We start from the raw sequence: 19,913 nt of genomic DNA on the forward strand, positions 1-19,913 counted from the left end.
AGCCCAGCACCGTCGCGATGGCGATCGCTCGATTCAGCCGATCGCATCCGTAACATCGGCTCATACGTACTGCTGTCGAGTCTGGCAGTCGGCGATCGAGTGTCGACGGCCAGAAAGTCGAACGTTGAACGAATCACGAAAGCTGAGCGTTGCCGTTCTTCCCATGCCCACCGGATTCATTCGCTCCGCTGAACAGCTGATCTTGCAAATCGAGGCTCATACTTGACCTTGGTGCGAAACGTGGGGAACGTTAAGGTTCTTCGCTCGATAGGGTCTCGTTGGCCAGAGTGTTGACGGGAGCGGGGCATGAGCAAACTGCACGTCGGGTACGTCCGCAAGGCGATCGAGGAGCGTTTCACCGGCTTGATCCACATGACGGACCAGGCACGGTTCTCCGAGGACAAGCGCCATCAGGCGTTCCTCAGCCGCGGTCTCGCCGCACTCGCCGTGCAGATCGAGCACCCGTGCAGTGACCGTGCTGCGGCGATCAGCGTCTTCGATGGTCAGGATGACCGCGGCCTTGACTCTATCGCCGTGGAGGTCAGGTCCGCCCAGCCGCGAATCTGTCTGGTGCAGGCCAAATGGAGCGACCAGGGCAAGGGCGGATTCGGCGAGGCCGAGGTTCATAAGATGATCCAGGGCCTGAACCTGATGCTCGACCGCCACTTCACCAAGTTCAACAGCCGCTTCCAGCCATTCGTCCCCGACATCGAGCGGGCGTACGAAGTCGGCACGCCGAAGATCACGCTGGTCCTCGCCTTGATACGAACCGCCCCGATCAACCAGGATGTTCGCGAGCTCCTGGAGGAGAAGGTCGCGGAGCTGAACCAGGTCGAGGACATGGTCGACTACAAGATCCTCGACCTTCGGGACTTCCACCGCGCCATCCTCGGCGACGCCGCGGCGCCGAAGATCGATACCAAGGTGCGGCTGGACGGCTTCGTACAAGAGTCGACCCCCTACAAGGCCCTGTACGGCACCATGACCGTGCCCGACCTCGCCGACCTCTACGGTGAGCACCGACGCGGACTCTTCGCGCGGAACATCCGCGACTCCCTCGACCTGACCGATGTCAACATCAAGATCAGAAACACTCTGCTTGAGCAGCCGGAGCACTTCTGGTACTTCAGCAACGGCATCACCATGCTCTGCGAGACGATCAAGCCTGTCGGTAAGGCTGTTCCCGGCAAGGTCGGGGACTTCCAGCTCTCTGGGGCCAGCGTGGTCAACGGTGCGCAGACGGTGAGCGCCATCCATCGGGCGTACACCACCGACCCCGACACCGCGCAGTACGGTCGGGTGATGGTGCGTCTGATCTCCCTGGAGGACTGCCCTCCCGGGTTCGGCGATCATGTGACCACGACCACGAATACACAGAACCCGATCGAAGAGCGCGACTTCAAGTCCCTCGACAAGGGACAGGTCCAGCTCCGCGACGACTTCGCCCTTCTGCTGCACCTCAGTTACGTGATCAAACGGGGTGAGACGACGCCGGATCCGGAGCACGGTTGCTCGATGACGGAGGCTGCCGAGGCTCTGGCCGCCACGAGCCCGAACGCTCAGCTTGCTGCTGTGGCCAAGCGGGACCAGAACCTCGCCGGCCTGTGGGAGGACGAGACCTACCAGGAGATTTTCGGTCCGTCCCCGAATGCCTTCCGCGTCTGGCGCTGCGTTCAGCTCCTCCGTGCGATCCGTGCCCAGCTCCAAGCACTGCGCGACGGACTGCTCTGGCGCGCCGACGCCGCCGCCTTCTACGGAGATCTCCTGGTCACGCACATCGTCTTCCGCCGTCTGAACACCCGGTCCATCGAGGACCCGGAATACCACTGGGCGGCAGAGCTCGCGAAGGTTCCCGACCTGGTACGGGACACTCTCGCCTGGTCGCTGACCGCCATCGACGAGGAGTACGGCAAGACAAGCCACATCATCGCTGCAGTGCGGAACACCGAGCGCATTGAGCGGGTCGTACGGGCAGCCCTGCGTGGCTTGGACTCTGGTCGCGACGCGCCCACGCTGGAAGAGAATTACCAGGTCACGGAGGTCGAGACCCGGGGACGCCAGGTCAACGCAGTCACCACCCTGACCGCCAAGGGCCGTATCCCGGACGGCACGGTCCTCGAGTACCGGCCGTACAGCAAACCTGAGCGCCGCGAGATGACCGAGTGGCTGGCAGAGGACCCCAAGCGTTCGCTTGCGACCTGGAGCAATGACGGTGGCCGCCACCCACTGCAGTGGCACGCGGACGAAAAGTGGTATTCCCCGAGCGGTCTTGCCCGGGAGATGCGCCGTCTCGCATCGGGGGTGGATTCTTCGGTGCAGGGCACCCTTCGGTGGTTCGTGCCCGGGGAGGGGTCGCTCGATGAATTGGCGCTGGCTGTCCGCCTGGAACAGGGACTCGACGTGGGGGACGAGCCGTCCAGCAAATGACCTCGGAGCGAGGGACGCGGCTCCTGAGCCCAGCGACATCGTTGTGGGGCTGTGCCGAGTCTGCTGTCCGGGACAAACCGGGATTGTCGGTGGTCCGCTGTAGGCTCGCGCCGCACCGTATGGGAGCGCGCCTGCGTCCCTGGCGAAAGCGCCGTAGATGATGCCGCTGCGGCCGTAGAATCGCAGGTTACGGGCGTGATGGACGCGAAGCGGCCACGTCCCGGAAGCCCTGCCCGCACCACCGAGCATAGGGAAGAAGCAGCACGCTGATGAAGGAACTGACCTTGGACCTGGACATCCCGCGGCAGCCCGGGGATGGTGCCGATCCGGCGGCGGAGGACACCCAGCCCCAGGTCACTGCCCTGGAAGAGGGCCAGGTCGTTGACTACATCACCGGGAAGGCGATCAAGGAGACCCCGAAGGAGAAGGTCCGCCAGCGCATCGCCCGCGCGCTCGTCCACGAGCACGGGATCGATCCTCATGACATGCAGCGTGACTTCTCGGTCACGGTCAGCGAAGAAGGTGCCAAGCGGAAACGGAGCAGGAAGGCCGACATCGCGGTCTTCGAGTCTGGCGCCCCGCACACCACGGCGAACCTGCGCCGCGTGGTGATCTGCAAGCCTGAGCCCAAGCGTGGAAAGAACGTCGTCAAGCTCCGCGAGCCCGACCAGGCGAGGAAAGACCTGGAAGAGCTTCAGGAGTTGATGGGCAACGAGGACCGTCCGCTGTGCGCGGACGGCATGTGGACGGACGGGGTCGACTTCTTCTTCCTCAAGAAGGTGGTCGGCGACTTCGGTGCGGACTTCGAGGACCGCAGTGACTGGGAGATCGCCGACGGGACCATCGGCAGTCGGACTGTCGCTTCGCATCAGCGGTTGCGCCAGGCGGATCCGGAAATGCTCAAGATCGCCTTCCAGCGCTGCCACAACTACATCCACGGCAACGAGGGCATGCCGAAGGACGCCGCCTTCTGGCAGTTCCTCTATCTGCTGTTCGCCAAAATGTATGACGAGCGAGTCAGCCGAGGTACCGGGCATGGCCGGTTCCGGACGGGCCTCAAGGAGATGTTCAAGGAGGACGGACGGGCTGCCATCAGTACGCGCGTCAAGGCCCTCTTCGAGGACGTCAAGCGCGAGTACAAGGGTGTCTTCAAGCCCACTGACGAGATCACCCTCTCCGACCGGGCGCTCGCCTTCATCGTCAGTGAGCTCGCCCCGTACGACCTGAGTGGCACGGACGTCGACGCCAAGGGCATCGCCTACCAGGAACTCGTGGGCACCAATCTGCGAGGCGATCGAGGGCAGTACTTCACCCCGCGCGGCGCGGTCAACCTGATGGTGGAGATCCTCGACCCCCAGGAGGACGAGACCGTCCTCGACCCGACCTGCGGCACCGGTGGCTTCCTCCAGGCCACGCTCAAGCACCTGCACCAGAAATGGAAAAAGGAGGCTGGCACCCCCGGTTTTCCTGACACTGATGAGGAGCGGGAGCGGTACGGCGACAAGCTGAAGGCGTACGCGGAGAAGCACTTGATCGGTGCGGACTTCGATCCGTTCTTGGTGCGCGCGACAACCATGGCGATCATGACGCTCGCGCAGACCACGGGAAACGTCTTCCACATGGACTCCCTCGCATTTCCGCGCGGGCACCTCTCGGGCGTCGAGCCGGCAAAGAAGAAGATCCCGCTCGGCAAGACCGTGGACGTGCTCCTGACCAACCCGCCGTTTGGTGCCGACATCCCCGTTAGCGATGAGTCGGTTCTTGGCTCGTTCCGCGACGGCATCGCCAAGTCGTGGGGGCGGAACAGGGAGACCGGCGAGGTCGAGGCCAGCGGGACCACTACTCCGGGGAGCATGGCTCCAGAGCAGTTGTTCATCCAGCGGGCCATCGAGTGGGTCAAGCCCGGCGGCCGTATCGGCATTGTTCTGCCCAATGGCATCCTGTCGAATCCGGGGCCGACGGACGAGGCGATCCGCCGGTACATCCTGGAACACTGCTGGGTACTTGCGAGCATCGAATTGCCGGTGGAGACCTTTGTTGTCGACGCGAACGTCAACATCCTCACCACGCTCCTCTTCCTGAAGCGGAAAACTGACCAGGAGGTGCGCAACCACCGGATGGGGACGGAGAAGCCGTACCCGGTCTTCATGGCGGTCGCCGAAAAGGTTGGCTTCGACCGCCGGGGGAACGAGCTCTTCAAGCGTGAGCCCGACGGGGACATCGTGGTGGAGACGAAGGTCGACATGGAGCGGCTCCGTATTCGGGGTAAGGAGGTGACCCGGCCGCTGAAGCGTAGCCAGCCGGTCATCGACAACGACCTGCCGGTGATCGCGGACAAATACCGGGAGTTCCGGGTCAAACATCCGGTTCCTGGCGCGGACCTTCGCAAGGGCGCGGAGGTCGGAGCGTGAAGGTCGCCAGCCTTTCCAACCCGGTGATGTCCGACTGGCTCGCGGACCAGGGGCTCCGGCTCGACGCATCGCCGTACATCTCGGGCTCGCTGGAAGCGAAGAAGATGCTCGAGCGCCTGCCGAACACGGTGCCGCTGGCGAGTCTGACCACCGGGCACAACGGGGGCATCTTCAGCGGGCCCATGTTCCGTCGGGTCTATCTCACGGACCCCGAGCACAGTGTGCCGTTCCTCGGGACGAAAGACATGATGACGGCCGACCTCACGGGGCTGCCGCGGCTGCGGAAGTCCGACGCCACGTCGGCGACCCTGTCCTACCTTCAGGTCAAGCCCGGGATGACCTTGATCTCGCGCTCGGGGTTCAACGCCGGCAGGAGAGCATATGCCCGTCCTGACATGGGCGACTGCTGGGCTTCGGAGGACATCCTCAAGGTGGAACCTGACCCGGAGAAGATCAAGTCCGGGTATCTGTATGCCTTCTTGCTCAGCCAGTTCGGGGAGTCACTCGTCCGCGGATCGGTCTACGGGTCAGCCGTGAAGCACATCGAGCCGCACCACATCGCGGGTCTTCCCGTGCCTCGGTTTGATGCACGCCTTGAGGAGCGGGTCCATCGGCTGGTGGAGCGGAGTGCGAAGCTGCGTGCGCGGCACCAGGCGGAGCTCGTGGCCGCGACGAAGGACTTCTTCGACTCCAACGGGCTTTCCGATCTGAACGAGAGCCGATGGCACCAGAAGGAACGGGACCTCGGGTTCGCAGTGGAGAATGTGAGTCCTGTGAGTTTGAGAGCCAGTAATTACGGTCGGCGTGCACGCGAGATCAAAAGCGCTTTTGCGGAAGTTCCACACCGAATGCTAGGGGAAATTTGTGATTCTGGAAAACTAGGCAGAGGGCTGCGGACTGTGCGAGTCGAAACAAAGGAAGGGAACGGCGTTCGCCTCATCGGTCAGCGTCAAGCCTTCTGGAATCGTCCGGAGGGCCGGTGGGTCAAAGATCCAGGGGACCCGGGAATTTTCGCAACAGACGAGACGATCATGGTTACTGCTCAGGGGTTGATCAGCGAAAACGGATTGTTCGGGCGGTCAATTTTTGTCACGGGAAGCTGGCTCAATTATGCATATACGGAGCATTTCTTGCGTATTGTGTCCGGTGAAAGTGATGTTTCAGGGGCCTACCTATTCGCTTTCTTTCGTTCTGAAGTGGCGTACCGCCTCGTGAGGAGCATGTTGGCAGGTACAGGGCCTCAAAGTGTTCTCCCATCCCTCCTGCGACAGCTACCGATCCCGCTCGCGTCCCCCGCCGACCGCGCCCGTATCGCCGCCACCGTCCGCTACGCCTACCAATGCCGCGACCGCGCCGACATCCTGGAGGATAAGGCGCTCGGGCTGCTCACAACTGCCATCAAGGAGGCCGCTGGCTGATGGGTGCAAGGATCGTTGCTGTTGGGGAGGCCGTCAACGATGCCGAGCGGAGGGTGATCGCACATCTGCGTGATCACGCCCCTGACGACTGGACGGTCCTGCACTCCATCGAAATCCCTTATCGGAACCAGCTGTTCGAGGTCGACCTGGTCGTGGTCACCGGGCATGCCGTGTACGTCATCGACGTCAAGGGCACGCGCGGCCGTATCGAGGTCGACGGAAATCGGTGGCATCCCGCGAGACGAGCCCCGTTTCGCAGTCCGCTACCGAAGCTGCGAGGGCACGCCAAACAGCTCAAGACCATCTTGGAGACGGCGCATCGGCCTTTGGCCCGGCTCTACACCGACGCGCTCGTCGTGCTGCCCGCGCCGGATGCCGTACTCGACGACCGTACGCCGCGACAACAGGATGCGAGAGACACCGTCACCCTGCCCGACCTGATCGGGCGGCTCGCCGACGTGAGCCGTGTGCCCACAGCCTCCGGGCGGTTCGATACGGACATTTCGACGCACCGCGAGCTGATCGTGCGTACCGTCCAGGGTTCGTCCCGACCGCCGTCCGGGCCGCTGCGTTTCGGCAGTTGGGAAGTCATCGAGCGGCTCAGCGAAACGGCGCCCGACGAAGGCGACGACATCCACAGCGAGTATCGGGCGAAGAACGCGCTGGCTGTGCAGGGCTCGGGAACGGTCCGGCTCTCCGTCCGCAAGGCCGACCCGTACGCTCCCGAGGCAGAGCGGCTGCTGCAGCAGAAGCGGATCGGCATCGCCTACGAGGCGCTCGGCAAACTGCCCTCGCACCCGAACATCGTCGGAGTACGAGACTTCTTCGCAGACGAGGACAAAGACGTCTTCGTCACCGTGTTCGATGACGTACCCGGCCACGCGCTGCAGTTGCACCTGTCGGGGGTTGGCGATCCGCTGACCACCGATGCGAAGTTGCGGATCGTGCGGCATGTCCTGATGGGCCTCGCTCATGCCCACAGCCGTCGTATCGCGCACCGGGAACTGAACCCATCGACGATCCTGATCGCGCAGAACGGCCGAGCGATGCTGACCGGCTTCGAATACGCGAAGACCGCGCAGCGCCGAACCCACACCGTGATGCGGGAGGCGCACCAGATAGCAGACAGAGCCTATCTGGCGCCCGAGTGCCATGCGGACCCGTCGGCGATGGGGATGAGGTCGGACGTCTACGCGGTCGGTGTCATCGGTTACCAGTTACTCACCGGCGAGCTGCCCTTCACCTCGGCCACCGAACAGGCAGGCGCGGCCGGTCGACTGCCGGCCAGTGGCCTGGAGGCCGCCGGGGTGCGGGTCGAGCTGGCCCACTGGCTCCAGAAGCTGTGCGCGACAGATCCGGCCGAGCGGCCCACCGCCCTTGAGGCACTGCGGCGGCTCGACCTCGTCTTGGGCTCACGGAACGTCCCGTCCAAGCGCATCGGCTCCTCCGCAGCAGTGGCCACCACGGGGGACCGGCCCGTTTCCGCCGAGCAGGACGGTTCACGCGGCCCCGAGTTCTACCGGGAACTGCCCGCAGACTTCCAGCTCGGCACGAAGTACCTGGTGCGACACCGGCTGGGCCGCCCCGGATCGTTCGGCGTGGCCTACCGGGTGTACGACACGATAAGGAGCGTCGATCGGGCGGTGAAGCTGGTCCTGCGGGACCGGAACTCGATCCTCGAACGACTGCGCCGTGAGGCCGATGTCCTGCAGCGGCTCCAGCACGCACCGCACCGCAACGTGGTGTCGATGGTGGACGCGGATCGGCTCATGCCTCCAGACGAGTATCCGTACCTGGTCTTCGAGTTCATCGACGGCAAGGACGTCGCAGAGGTGATCCGCGGCGGGCGCATGGGCGCGGCGGACGTGTTGCGGCTCGCGATCGACACGGCCCGCGGACTGCAGCACATCCACGAGCTCGGGGTGTGGCACTGTGACATCAAGCCGAGCAACCTGCTGTGGACCGACGACGGCGTCAAGCTGATCGACTTCGGGATTGCCAAGACTTCGGATTCCTCCGAAGGGCACACCTACACCAGTCCCCAATACACCCCACCTGACCTGGATCAGGTTCCCGCCGATGGAGGTGGGTACACCGACCGGGATCTGTTCGGGCTCGGAGTTACCGTATACGAGGCGCTGACCGGCGGGCAGCACCCGTGGGGAGACGGCAAGCGGCCGTTGCCCGGAGTACGCCCGATTGATCCGCGCACTGCGTACAGCGGCTTCGGGGATCTCTCGCCGGGCTTTGCCGAGGTCATGCTGCGGACCATCTCCCCCTACCGCGGTGAGCGTTTCACCACGGCTGAAGAGCTGCTTCGCGCTCTGGAAGCCCTGGAATCCGCGCGCGTCGAGCCCGTGCCCCTGCCACTCCCTGCGCGCGCTGAACTGCCGCCCGCTCCACCTGCCACCACCGACGGTGACGTATCAGCACAACGTGAGCCCAATAACAACTCCTTTGTCACACACCTCCAGACGCTGTACAGCCAGAGCCGTCGCAGCAACCGCGGCACTCGTGGACTCGACCCGCACAGCATGTCGGTATACATCGAGACGGCCCTTGACCGTGAGCTTGCACCGGCGCTTCGCGAAGGTCGGCACGCGCTCGTCGTAGTCACCGGCAACGCGGGCGACGGCAAGACCGCCTTCCTGGAAAGCTTCGAAAGGCAGGCCCGCGAACTCGGCGCCGAGTTCGGCCCGCAGCGGCCCAACGGTAGCGACTTCACCTTGGAGGGTCACTGCTTCCGCACCAATCACGACGGTAGCCAGGACGAGGGCGAGACAAGCGGCGACGAGGTCTTGGAGGAGTTCTTTGCGCCGTTCACCGGTGCTGACGAGTCGACGTGGCCGACCCAGAACGAGACCCGGCTGATCGCGATCAATGAGGGGCGTCTGATCGACTTCCTCAGCCATCACCATGACCGCTTCCAGCACCTTGCCAAGCTCGTCAACCTGGGCTTGGCCGGTCGGCCCACCGGGCAGGTCGCCGCGGTGGTCAACCTCAACGCGCGTGACGTGGCCGCACGTCCCGTCGGCGCCGATGGGACGCCCCAGGACGGGGAGTCGCTGCTGGAGCGCATGCTCAGCCGGATGACGCACGAACGGTTTTGGGAGGATTGCGAGAGCTGCGACCTCGCCGCCACCTGCTATGCCCGGCACAACGCCCAGACCTTCCAACACCCCGCGGCTGGCCCGCAGGTCAAGCGACGGCTGCGGCGGATCTATGAACTGACCCAGTTGCGTGGCAGGCTCCACATCACCCTCCGCGACCTGAGATCGGCACTTGCCTTTACCCTCACCTCGGGCCGAGACTGCGCCGAGATCCATCAGTTGTACGCGACTGGCAACGCGCGGGAGATCCTGGACAGCTACTACTTCTCCGCACACCTGGGCAACCCGCCTGCAGCCGATGGGACTCCGCGGGAACGGGACCGGCTGCTGTCCCTTCTACGCGAGGCCGACGTGGCGTCGGGTCCCCAGCCACAGCTCGACCGGCGGCTCGACTATGCGGGCCTTCTCGATGACCGTGCACTGGTCACGGTCGACGGCCGCAGCGCCCGGGACCGCACGCTGCTGGGCCAGCAGTTCCAGCAACTGGGCCGGTCGGTCGCTGCCCGCGCCCCCAGGGCGGCGGCGCACCGTCGATACGTGGACGCGGCCCGTCGCCTGCTCTATTTCGAGATCCACGACGAGGACCGTGCAGGGCAGATGCTGCCCTTCCCCTCAGTGCTGCGTTTCATGGAGCTGCTCTCGACGCGGACTTCCCTCACCAAGGAGCGGGATGGCATCCTGCGCGCGCTCAACCGCGGGGAAGGACTGGTCGTTCCTGAGCGGATCGGAGATGCCCTCGCGTTGAAGGTGCGCGATGTGTCGGGCGGAACCATCCGCAGCTTCCGCCGCTTCCCCGCTACGGGGTTCCGCCTCGAACCCGGAGAAGCCCCGGACGCGGCATATATCGAATCCGGGCGCACCTCATTGCGTCTCAGCTACCGGGACCCGGTCGGCAGCCAGGGAGGGACGGCCGAGCTGGACATCCGGCTTGACCTGTTCGAGCTGCTGCAGCGGTTCGAGCGGGGCTACCGGCCATCGGTTGCGGACCTCCAGGGACAGCAGCTCGCGCTCGCCGTGTTCAAGAATCGGCTGGCCGCTGTCCCGTACCAGGAGGTGCTCCTCACCACGGACGGACACGATCTGCGTCGCATCCACCGTACTGAGGACTCCGTACTGCACATGGAAGTACTGACGGCACAGCAGCCGAGTGGCGACGAGGACCGGCTTGTCGACGGTGTCAACCGGGTGGAGGAGACGACGACGTGGCGCTGACCGGATCCCTGGGCACCTTCCACCACCCAGGCATCAGCCGGATCGACTACAAGGCGCTGGACATGGACCGTGTCCTCACTGCGCTTCTGGCCCGGCTGTGGCATCAGGGCATGCCCAGCAAGATCAGCCGGGCCAAGACCCTTGAGGTCGACGTGTTCGTCAAACTGTTCCTGCAGCATCCCGAGGTGTTCGACGGCTTCGACCGGGAGACCACCACCCGCTGGACGACCACCCATCTCCTGGACCTGGTCAACCGGGGCAAGGCTACCGAAGCGGTGGCAAGCCCCAGGCCCCTGCACGGATTCACCTACCGCTTCCGTAACAGCCGAAAGTCCCGCCCGTACGGGGCTGACGAGCAGCTTTACGAAATGCTCGCCGAGAACCAAGGTGCCTTGGACGGGCTCCGCGAGTTCTTCTTCTCCGACGTGGAACGCGCCACCGGGGCGATCACACCCGGCCCGGGTACCGATGTGGAGACGCAGGCCCTGCTCCACTTGGTCGAGCAAGCCGGAAACCAAATGCAGGACCGGGCAGACACCAGCAGGCCCCGCACTCCTTACCCGCCGCTGTGTGCAGAGCCCGCGCGGCAGCTGTGCGAGGACGTCATGCGGCTGCTTTACCACCAGGACCATATGCCTCGCACTGTGCTCGTGGACTACCTGAAGGTCCTTTTCGCCTTCCACCTGTCCCTCTACCACCTGCGCATGATGAAGCTGCTGCCAGCCGTCGTCGAGGCGGGGGCGGCCCCTGCGTCTTGCCGCAAGGGACACGTGGGGAAAGATGCGGCTGACCGATGCCCGTACAGGGCGCGGCTCTTCCTCGACGTCGATGGAACTCCGGCCACCCCGGCCGCCTTGCTGGCCGAACGCAGCGCGGAGGTCTGGTACCGGCGGATTCCCCGCTTCATCCAGGCGACCTACCAGGTGAAGAAGCTCGATGACTTTGCCGAGCACCTCGCGGTCAAGACTGACAAACTCAGCCGCCCACATGGGAGGAACTACTTCACTGCGGAAGAAGCCCTGCGGCTGCTGAACAAGTCGTACCGCAAGGATCGCGACGCCTTCTTCCTCCAGCGGACCAATCGGGTGCGCGACGAAGAGGAGGACACCCCAGCAGAGCTGAAGCAGATCACCCAGCTGGGCCTTGACCCCTTCGACGAATACATCGAGATGCTCATGCACTACAAGGGGCGCTATTACCGGAGCTACTTTGTCGAGTGCCTCGACTCGATGCTGCTCAAGCACCGGCCTGGGGCGCTGCTGGCACAGCCGCGCGGCGGCCGCAGCGGTGGCGACAACTCCGCCCGCCGTTTCGTACTGGACGCGCGGCTCCTGGAGGTGCTCCTCCAGGTGTCGCTTCTGCGGGAAGCCAACGACTCGTCCGGTGATCTGAAGACCTCGCCGATGCGAGTGGACGAGTTCCTCGCCCTCCTACGGGATCGCTACGGCCTTTACATCGACCAGCTGCCCCATTCCGACGGCTTCTCAGGCGCACACCTCGACGACCAGGCAGCACTGCGCGCCAACTCGGCGGCATTCCTCAACCGGCTCCGCGAGATCGGCTACTACCAGGACATGTCCGACGCCTATCTGACGCAGACCATCACCCCCCGGTATGCCATCGGCACTGCGGCGAAGACGGGAGTGACGACACGATGAGTGCAACCGGACTGGCAGAGATCACCCCCAAGGACCTCCGCGAGGCCCTCGAAGGCGTCCTTGTACCCCGGCTGGCCAAGCTGGTTGGTCAACGGACCGCCGGGCACTGCATGCGAGTCACCGAAGTGGAGGCCGAACTGGCGGCACCGCTGGTGCGCCGGCTCCGTGGAGCGCTCGGTCCCGACGCCACGGTCTGTGTCCTCGGTACAGCCGACAACCTGGTCCCGGACCAGCCGACTCACGACGTCACTGTCACCAGCACCAAGCTGGTCGAGCTCCGTAACCGCACGGAGGGCGAAGGCGCCCTTCCGGGCCCGTTGCTGGTCTTCGTGCCGCCAGGGATGCGTGTGAGCGCCGAAGACTCCTTCGGCATTGCGACGTTCGAGGAAGTGTCGCTGGACGGTGCGTACGCACAGTTGGCAGAGCACCTTCTCGACCAGGTGCCGGACCGACTGCGTCAAGGCGTGGACGAGCTGCTCGCCACTCTCCGGGACCGCTCGGACCGTCGTATGAGTGACCGCGATGTCGCAATGTATTTGCTGACGCTTCAGACCAACGCGTACCGCGAGCAGGTCGCCGGTGCCGCTGTCTTCCACTTCGGGCTTGTGCCCGACTTCGATCTGTTCGCCGATCCCACCCTCGTCAGGGAACGCGTCGAGCGGAACCGGAGGCTGGTCGACAAGCTGAGCGGGTCGACCCGGTCGGAACGCCAACGAGTCCTGGATCTCGGCCTCAACGACGCGGATCTCGCCACCCGGCTCGCCGGCTTTGCCGCCCGCTGCGGACTGGAAGACCCGGTGGTCTGGACCCGCCGTATCGTCGTCGACCGGGAGAACTGGGGGCTGTCCTTCGGTAACTGGCACATCGACGAGCGAAGGCGTGCGACCGTGTCCATCGAGGTGCGCGGGCTCGGACTGCCCGCTGCCGGAGATAAACCCGAAGAGCTGGGCGCCCATCCGGCACTCCAAGCCATGGTGGGACAGCCCTACCTGCTCGCTGGAGAGAAGGGCGTACGCGAGGTGACGGCACGGTTCGCCGTCCAGCCGGATCCCCGGAAGGTGGAAGGGCTCGAACGCTTCCGGGTGGAGATCGTCTCCGAGAATGGCGGACCGATCGGACGGATCGCCCACGTCGGCAAGGGAAAGGCGGCCAAGACCGAGTACAAGGCTCCGCTACGCCGTTTGAACAAGATCGACTGGGAGGAGGGGTGGCACTACGTACGCGTCACCCCGCTCGACAGATCGGATGATGCGCTCGAAGTCGCACCCGCTGCCCATGAGCAACCCGGCGGTGAGAGCGAACGCTTCTACGTCATCCCCGATGCGGAGACGGAAGAACCGCCTGAGCGGAGCGCTGGACGCTATGACGGGGTTGTCCAGGCATTGCGGTCCCTACAGTTCGAAGCCCTGGCCACTGACGACGACCCGTCTCGTGTCGCAGTCACTGACATCCGCTGGAAGGCGATCACCCCGCGCAGCCCGCAGCGCGTCCTCAACGTCAGAATTCAGACGGTCGGCAGCGCCGAAATTCGTCTCGCCCCATTGCTCGTACAGATTCAACAGGACCTCCTCGCGCGACCCGGTGACACCACGCTGCGCCGCGTGGTGCTGAACCCGAACGGAACGGCAGAGTCGCTCAACGGCGCAGACGAAGGCTTGGAGAGCGCGCTGAGCGGGCGGGCCGCCGAGGCGTACGACACCTTCCTCGCTGCGCGGCAGTCCTACTTCACCGCAGTGGGCGGTCAGGGCGACGAGGCCGCGGGGGAGGCGGATGCCGGGGGCCTCTTGGTGAGCGAGGCGGTCGATTTCGAACGTGTACGTGAAGACCTGGTCGGCTACGCCGAGGCGTATGCCGAGCTCGTAGCAGCCCAATCGCTCCAGGCCGAGCGGGCCACGGACGACACCCGAGGCGCTGCCCTCGTGACACTGGCGCGGCTTCAGCAGATCGACTGCGCTGCAATCACCCTTACCGACGGTCTCGGGCAGCGAGACACCATCCTGCTCGTCTCGCCCACCCACCCCCTGCGCGCGATCTGGCTGGCGACCTGGTCCGCCATGGGCCAGGAGTGGATCGGGCGACTCGGCGGCGCGGACAAGCGCCGGATTATCGCGGCCCGGGATTCCCTCCTTGAAGCCCTGTTGCCACTGGGTTTCCCGTTCGCCGTCCCCCGCCAGGACGGCAGACTCATGGCCGCTGCGGACAACCTCACCCCGTACTGGGGTGCCTACCTACCCAGCGAGACCGCGGACCCCCGCAGCATGCTCGGCCGCCTTTCCACCGCACTGCGCCTCCCTGCCACAAGCTCGCGTACCGCGAACGGCGCGAGCGCACTGTCCGGAACCGTGCTGGCCGACCGCATAGAACGGTACGTCCACCTCCACCCCTATGTCCGCACGCTCGTGGTGAACGTTGTCAACGCAGGACGCGGAGAGACCATCGCCGACGCGCTTCTCGATCTGCAGCGCCGCACCTCTACTCGCGAGCTCACATACGACGTTCGCCTGTGCGTGACTGACCCGGAGGCACCAGAGGCCGGGTCGGCCTTGGGGGAACTGCTCAGCGCGCAGAACCAGATCGCCTCCGCCGAAGCCGAAGCCTTCCTGCACACAGAGGGCGGCACCCGGACTGCGAAGCTCATCTATTCCGTCCGTTCCGTGCAGGAGTTCAACGAGCGCCCTACCGAGTTCGACGCCCACCTGACCGTTCTGATCGACGCCTTTGGCGGCGAACAGTACAGCTCCGTCGTGCGTTGTGACATCGGCAACGTGCCGGTGCATGGGCTCGTTCAAACGACAGCCTCCACCTACGAGGACAACGACCAGCAGATCGTCTGGCGCACCGTTCCGCGTCACGGCACGGCCTTGCCCATTGAGGACGCAGAAGATCTCGCCACCCTCATGAGCAGGATGCCCGAGCTGCTCGCCAGCGCGGCCGCCAATGTCGCCACCGCGGGCCAGGCACCGCGCAACGTCCCGTGTACCGTCCTTTCTCTCGACAACGCCGACCGGGCCCTGCTCTATCAGGCACATCAGGCCAGCGACTGGGTCGTTACCATCGACCGAACCCTTGGTTTGGAGTACTTCGACCATGCCGGGCAGCACGGCAGGCCCGAATATGTGATCGACTATGCGCCCTCCCTCGACGGCGGGCTCGGCCACCAGATCATGGTGAGCTCCAACTCCGTTGATGAACTGCGTGCTCTGCTCGGCCCAACAGCGCAGCAACACGGACTCGATGTCGAGGAACGCCACCTCAACACCTTCTTTGAGCAGCTGCGCCTGCTGTCCGGCAACCTTGCCTTCAAGCTGGCCTCCACTGCACCCAACCAGCGCACGGAAGTCCTTGGCCTGTCCCTGGCTCGCCTCTACCTGGACTACCAGAGCGTCCTCCATAACCAGATTGTTGTTCCCCTCGATGCGCACCCCGAGTTGTACGCCGAAGCGCGGCGCCAGGCCCGGAAGCTTGGCGAAGTCTTCTCCTTCCAGCGCAGCGACCTTGCTCTCTTCCACCTCGACGCCCGAAAGCGGACTGTCACCTGCCGTCTAGTCGAGGTCAAGTGCTATACGGCGCTTGATGACATTGACGCTTACCAGAAGCTGAAAGCGAAGGTCATCCAGCAGCTGGAGCGCAGTGAAACAGTTCTTGCCGAGTCCTTCGACCCGGCACGTACCACTCCTGACCGTGTCGACCGCACGGTCAAGAATCTTGTCCTGGCCTCCATGCTGCGCTTTTATCTGGAGCGGGCTGCCCGCCACGGCACAATGGGCCATGAACCCCGCGCGGCAGCACACACCCTGCTCGACAGCCTCGACAACGGGTATACCCTTCGCTTCACCCGCAGCGGCCTGATCTTCGACCTCGCCCGCAGTGGTACGGACCGCGAACTTGACGACGGTGTTGAGTTCCACCGGATCGGCAGTGACCTGATCACCGAACTGATCAATGCGATCCCCACCGTGCGGCCGGGAGTACCCGCGCTCAGGGACACCCCTGTCGAGGATCAGGACAGCGAAATCCCGGATCCAGATGGCGAGGCCACGGCATCCACCTTGGCGCTGCTAGAGCTATCGGTGCCACGTCTGGCCGACGCGGAATTCCGTGCGCCGGAAGCTGCGGAGGCTCCGCAAGAAAGCGGCAGTGAGGATGCTCCAGTGCTGGAGTCGGCCGTCATTGAGCAGGACGAAGCTACGGGCCGGGCACCTACCTCTGCCCCCACTACAGCATCAGAGCAACGGGGCCGAGTGAACTCCGCGCCTTCCCCCTCGGCACCGGACTCGATGGAAGCGGAGCTTGTCCCAGAGCGGGGTGACGTGCGCAATGATTCACCAGATCTCCCCCTGCCCGGTAACGCTGATCTAACTCCCCCCTCGGCCACAGCGCTCGCCCCACAGAACTTTCACGACGCCCGCATCGTCGATCCTCCCTTGACTCCTTCAGCGTCCGCTTCGTCGGCCCCTCGAGTATTTCTAGGTGTTGCCCACCCGTCGCCGCAGCACGGTGTGCTAGGTGAGATTGCTGGCCAAAAGGTCGCGCTCGACCTCAACGAAACTCACACGATCAGCTTGTTCGGAGTCCAAGGGGGCGGGAAGAGCTACACCCTTGGCAGCATCATCGAGGCGGCCTCTCTTCCATCACCGCCGGTCAACGAGCTCCCGCATCCGCTGGCAACCGTGGTCTTCCACTACAGCCAGACGATGGACTACGCCCCAGAATTCACCTCGATGGCGCGTCCCAACGACGACGAGGCTCAGCTGAAGGTCCTCAAGGAGCGCTATGGGGCCGAGCCGCGCGCCCTCGGAGACGTCCTGTTGCTCGCGCCATCCGGCCAAGTCGCCGCGCGGCAGCGGGAATTCCCCGGCATCGCGATCCAGCCGCTGGCCTTCTCCTCGGCTGAGCTTCAGGCCTCCCACTGGCGGTTCCTCATGGGGGCCGTGGGTAACCAGTCCACTTACATCCGCCAGCTGACGCGGATCATGCGAGCGCACCGCAACGAGCTGAAACTTGACGTCATCCGGCAGGGCGTGGCTGATTCGGGCATGCCGGACCATGTCAAGCAGCTCGCCCAGGAGCGACTCAACCTTGCTGGCGACTACATCGATGACAACGCACGGCTCACCAGCCTCATCGTGCCTGGGCGTCTGATCATCGTCGATCTCCGTGACGAGTTCATCGAGAAAGACGAGGCGCTTGGCCTCTTTGTCGTCCTGATGCAGCTCTTTGCCGAGGCGCGTAGCGACGGCGAGCACTTCAACAAGCTGGTCGTCTTCGACGAGGCGCACAAGTACATCGACAGCCCCGACCTTGTCGCCGGGCTGGTCGAGACCGTCCGCGAAATGCGGCACAAGGGGATGAGCGTCCTTGTCGCCAGCCAGGACCCACCTTCCGTACCGATCTCCTTGATCGAGCTCTCCGATCACGTAATCTTGCACAAGTTCACATCGCCGGCATGGCTGAAGCACCTCCAGAAGGCCAATACTGCTTTCGCCGGGCTGCGGTCCGAGCAGATGTCCCAGTTGCAGCCCGGTGAAGCGTACGTATGGGCGAGCAAGGCAACAGATCTGGCTTTTACTCACGGTGCGGTACGTGTCCGGTGCCGTCCTAGGGTGACCAAGCACGGAGGCGCGACCAAGACGGCATCTGGAGAAGCATCGGCCTCGGGGCTTGACTGATAAATTCGGGTCACTATTGGTTTTTCGTGGTCGGTCATCTGCTTGCTGTGAGTGGAGGCATTCCTGTTCTGTCGCTCCTCGGCGAGGTCTGCGAGGGCTTTGAACGTAACGCACAGCTGTGGAACCTTGCTTGTGTGTGCGACGACAGAAGATCACGCAGTTTGTCTACCTCAAGATTGAGCCGAAGCCGTCGACCTCGATCTCGGAATCTGCGTCAATGCAGATGCTGATCCTTATGTGGACCCATATGTGTGGTCTTGAATTTCTTGGGCACCCGAAAGGCTTACGGACTGACCTACTTGTCGCTTCTTCCTGTGCGTGATTGCGAGAGTTCTCTGCTGGTTGCTATGGATTGATTCCGCACGCTTTCCCGCTATTCGGTGTATTTGCGATGCCGGGAGTGTGTGCGGTCTTGCTCCTCATTCTTGGATTGCGAGGATTGTGGTCAGCCGTTCAACACTACTCCGTCGGCCGCATGGGTATTGTGAAGACGTCGAGACTGAGTTTCATGTTGTTGCGTGGGAAATCCTTGCGAGAGGTGGCTTCCGCTCTTGGCGAGGTCGACGGTGTGGTGGTCGCGTTCTGGTCGCGACTACCCCCGGAGGCCGTTGTGGCGGCGCCTGTTCTGGTTACATCCGCTCTGCTCGGTTCCTGTCTCATGCCGCTTGTGCTGCCCGGGGTTTGGGTGGTCGTAGGGCCCGGTGCGGGGCGACATCGCCGTGTCCGGCGTGGGCGTCACTCGGCTCGGGGCGGGCAGCGATGAATCCGTCGGGCATGTCGGACGGCGCCCCGGTTGTGTTGTGGCGTTGGCGTGGTGGGGAGCTGGGGGCTCCGGCTCGTGTCCGGGCCGTCTTGGGGTATGCCCTGAGCGGTCTGGGGTATGACGGCGAGTCGGTGAGTGATGCCGTGCTGGCCGTATCGGAGTTGGTGGCGAACGCCATTGAGCACGCGGTGGGGCCGTATGAGCTGCGGCTGCGCCGCACGGCATTGGACGTCATCTGCGAAGTGGTGGATCACGATCCGAGGATTCCCGAGATCCCGCCTTTTGCGGTGGGTGCTCTGTTTGCTCCGGTGGAGGGAGATCGGGGTGGCGGTCTGGAGGTGCTGTGCGCACTGTTGTCAGAGCGCGGTCGTGGCTTGCATATCGTGCGTGAACTGACCGGAGGCGCTTGGGGGTTCCGCCGGTTGCTGGGCACGAAGGCAGCTTGGATCGCCTTGCCTCTGCCCGCCATTGGGGAGGACTGGTTCGGGGAATGACTTGTGCACGGCTGGGGCGTTGGCGAGTGGGCTGACCGGACGTGGCCCGCTGGCGGTTCCCCTGTCGTTTCCCCCGTCGTTTCCGTCGGCGTGTCCGGGGCCGTCCTTGGATGCGACGCCCCCGAGCGGGCATCACCGCAGGCCAGGCCGTAGACGAGCCAACTGCTAGCGGGGGCGACTGTATATCGGTACAGCAAAGCATTCCGATCTACCTGGTCAGTGCGGCCGGGCAGGGGCGGTACACGCATGTTGCTCCTCGCCCGGCCGTCGAGCTGTGCTGGACGCTTTCTCCTTGCGGGATTCATGCGCAGCGTGGGTTCTGCACGGGACCCGTGACGGGCTGGTGAGGTGCGGGTCAGGAGCCCGTCACGCGCCTGGGGGCGGGGTGCTCCTCCGGGGCGGTCCTGGGGCGCGAGAGGGGTGCTGTGCGCCCGCGGGTGCGTGTGGTCGCGCGGGCCGCGTGCGGGGGCCCTGGGCGGCTGCGCCTGGCGGCCGATGCCGCCAGGTTTGGGCGGCGGGAGCGGTCGGGGAATGGACGGGAGCGGTGCTCTCGCGGGTGCGCCCCGTGGCTTGCGCCGGTCGCGGTCGTGCACCCGATGCAGGGGAGCGCGCCCGCGGATCTCGGAGCACCTGCTCCCGTGTCTGTCCGTGCCGCCGGGTTGCGTCTTTGGAAGTGGTGTACCGGGTTCCGCCTGATCCGGGGGTTTTCCTCGGCGTCGGGGTGAGGGCCCAGATAGACAGACGGCCATCG

General features: G+C 64.6%; 7 protein-coding genes. All 7 read left to right on the forward strand.

What is annotated here, in order from left to right; genetic code table 11:
* Positions 1–447 precede the first annotated feature (447 nt).
* Positions 448–2,427, forward strand: coding sequence for an AIPR family protein (locus J2Z30_RS25095; protein WP_308280046.1), 1,980 nt, complete (start codon positions 448–450; stop codon positions 2,425–2,427).
* A 269-nt stretch (positions 2,428–2,696) separates the two neighbouring features.
* A complete protein-coding gene (gene mads2, locus J2Z30_RS25100) occupies positions 2,697–4,838 on the forward strand; it encodes a methylation-associated defense system DNA methyltransferase MAD2 (RefSeq protein ID WP_078956640.1) in 2,142 nt (713 codons plus the stop codon).
* The gene (mads5, locus tag J2Z30_RS25105; RefSeq protein WP_044569977.1) at positions 4,835–6,256 is read left to right on the forward strand and encodes a methylation-associated defense system restriction endonuclease subunit S MAD5; all 1,422 of its coding nucleotides are present in this window, start codon (positions 4,835–4,837) and stop codon (positions 6,254–6,256) included. Before mads2 ends, mads5 begins: the two co-directional genes overlap by 4 nt.
* A complete protein-coding gene (mads6, locus tag J2Z30_RS25110; RefSeq protein ID WP_044569976.1) occupies positions 6,256–10,578 on the forward strand; it encodes a methylation-associated defense system protein kinase MAD6 in 4,323 nt (1,440 codons plus the stop codon). The genes mads5 and mads6 overlap by 1 nt, the downstream gene beginning before the upstream one ends.
* Positions 10,569–12,236, forward strand: coding sequence for a methylation-associated defense system protein MAD7 (mads7, locus tag J2Z30_RS25115; protein ID WP_044569975.1), 1,668 nt, complete (start codon positions 10,569–10,571; stop codon positions 12,234–12,236). Before mads6 ends, mads7 begins: the two co-directional genes overlap by 10 nt.
* Positions 12,233–17,905 (forward strand): methylation-associated defense system ATP-binding protein MAD8, encoded by a 5,673-nt coding sequence (gene mads8 / locus J2Z30_RS49860; RefSeq protein WP_044569973.1) that lies wholly within the window; start codon positions 12,233–12,235, stop codon positions 17,903–17,905. The genes mads7 and mads8 overlap by 4 nt, the downstream gene beginning before the upstream one ends.
* Positions 17,906–18,679: 774 nt before the next feature.
* A complete protein-coding gene (locus J2Z30_RS25125) occupies positions 18,680–19,162 on the forward strand; it encodes an ATP-binding protein (RefSeq protein ID WP_281062754.1) in 483 nt (160 codons plus the stop codon).
* Positions 19,163–19,913 lie beyond the last annotated feature (751 nt).

Origin of the sequence: Streptomyces iranensis (assembly GCF_017874715.1) — a bacterium.
Lineage (GTDB): Bacteria > Actinomycetota > Actinomycetes > Streptomycetales > Streptomycetaceae > Streptomyces > Streptomyces iranensis.

Excerpts from the sequence above, each read along its gene's own strand:
- mads2 (WP_078956640.1), top strand. The coding sequence starts at position 2,697 with ATGAAGGAACTGACCTTGGACCTGGACATCCCGCGGCAGCCCGGGGAT.
- mads6 (WP_044569976.1), top strand. The coding sequence starts at position 6,256 with ATGGGTGCAAGGATCGTTGCTGTTGGGGAGGCCGTCAACGATGCCGAG.
- mads8 (WP_044569973.1), top strand. The coding sequence starts at position 12,233 with ATGAGTGCAACCGGACTGGCAGAGATCACCCCCAAGGACCTCCGCGAG.
- J2Z30_RS25125 (WP_281062754.1), top strand. The coding sequence starts at position 18,680 with ATGTCGGACGGCGCCCCGGTTGTGTTGTGGCGTTGGCGTGGTGGGGAG.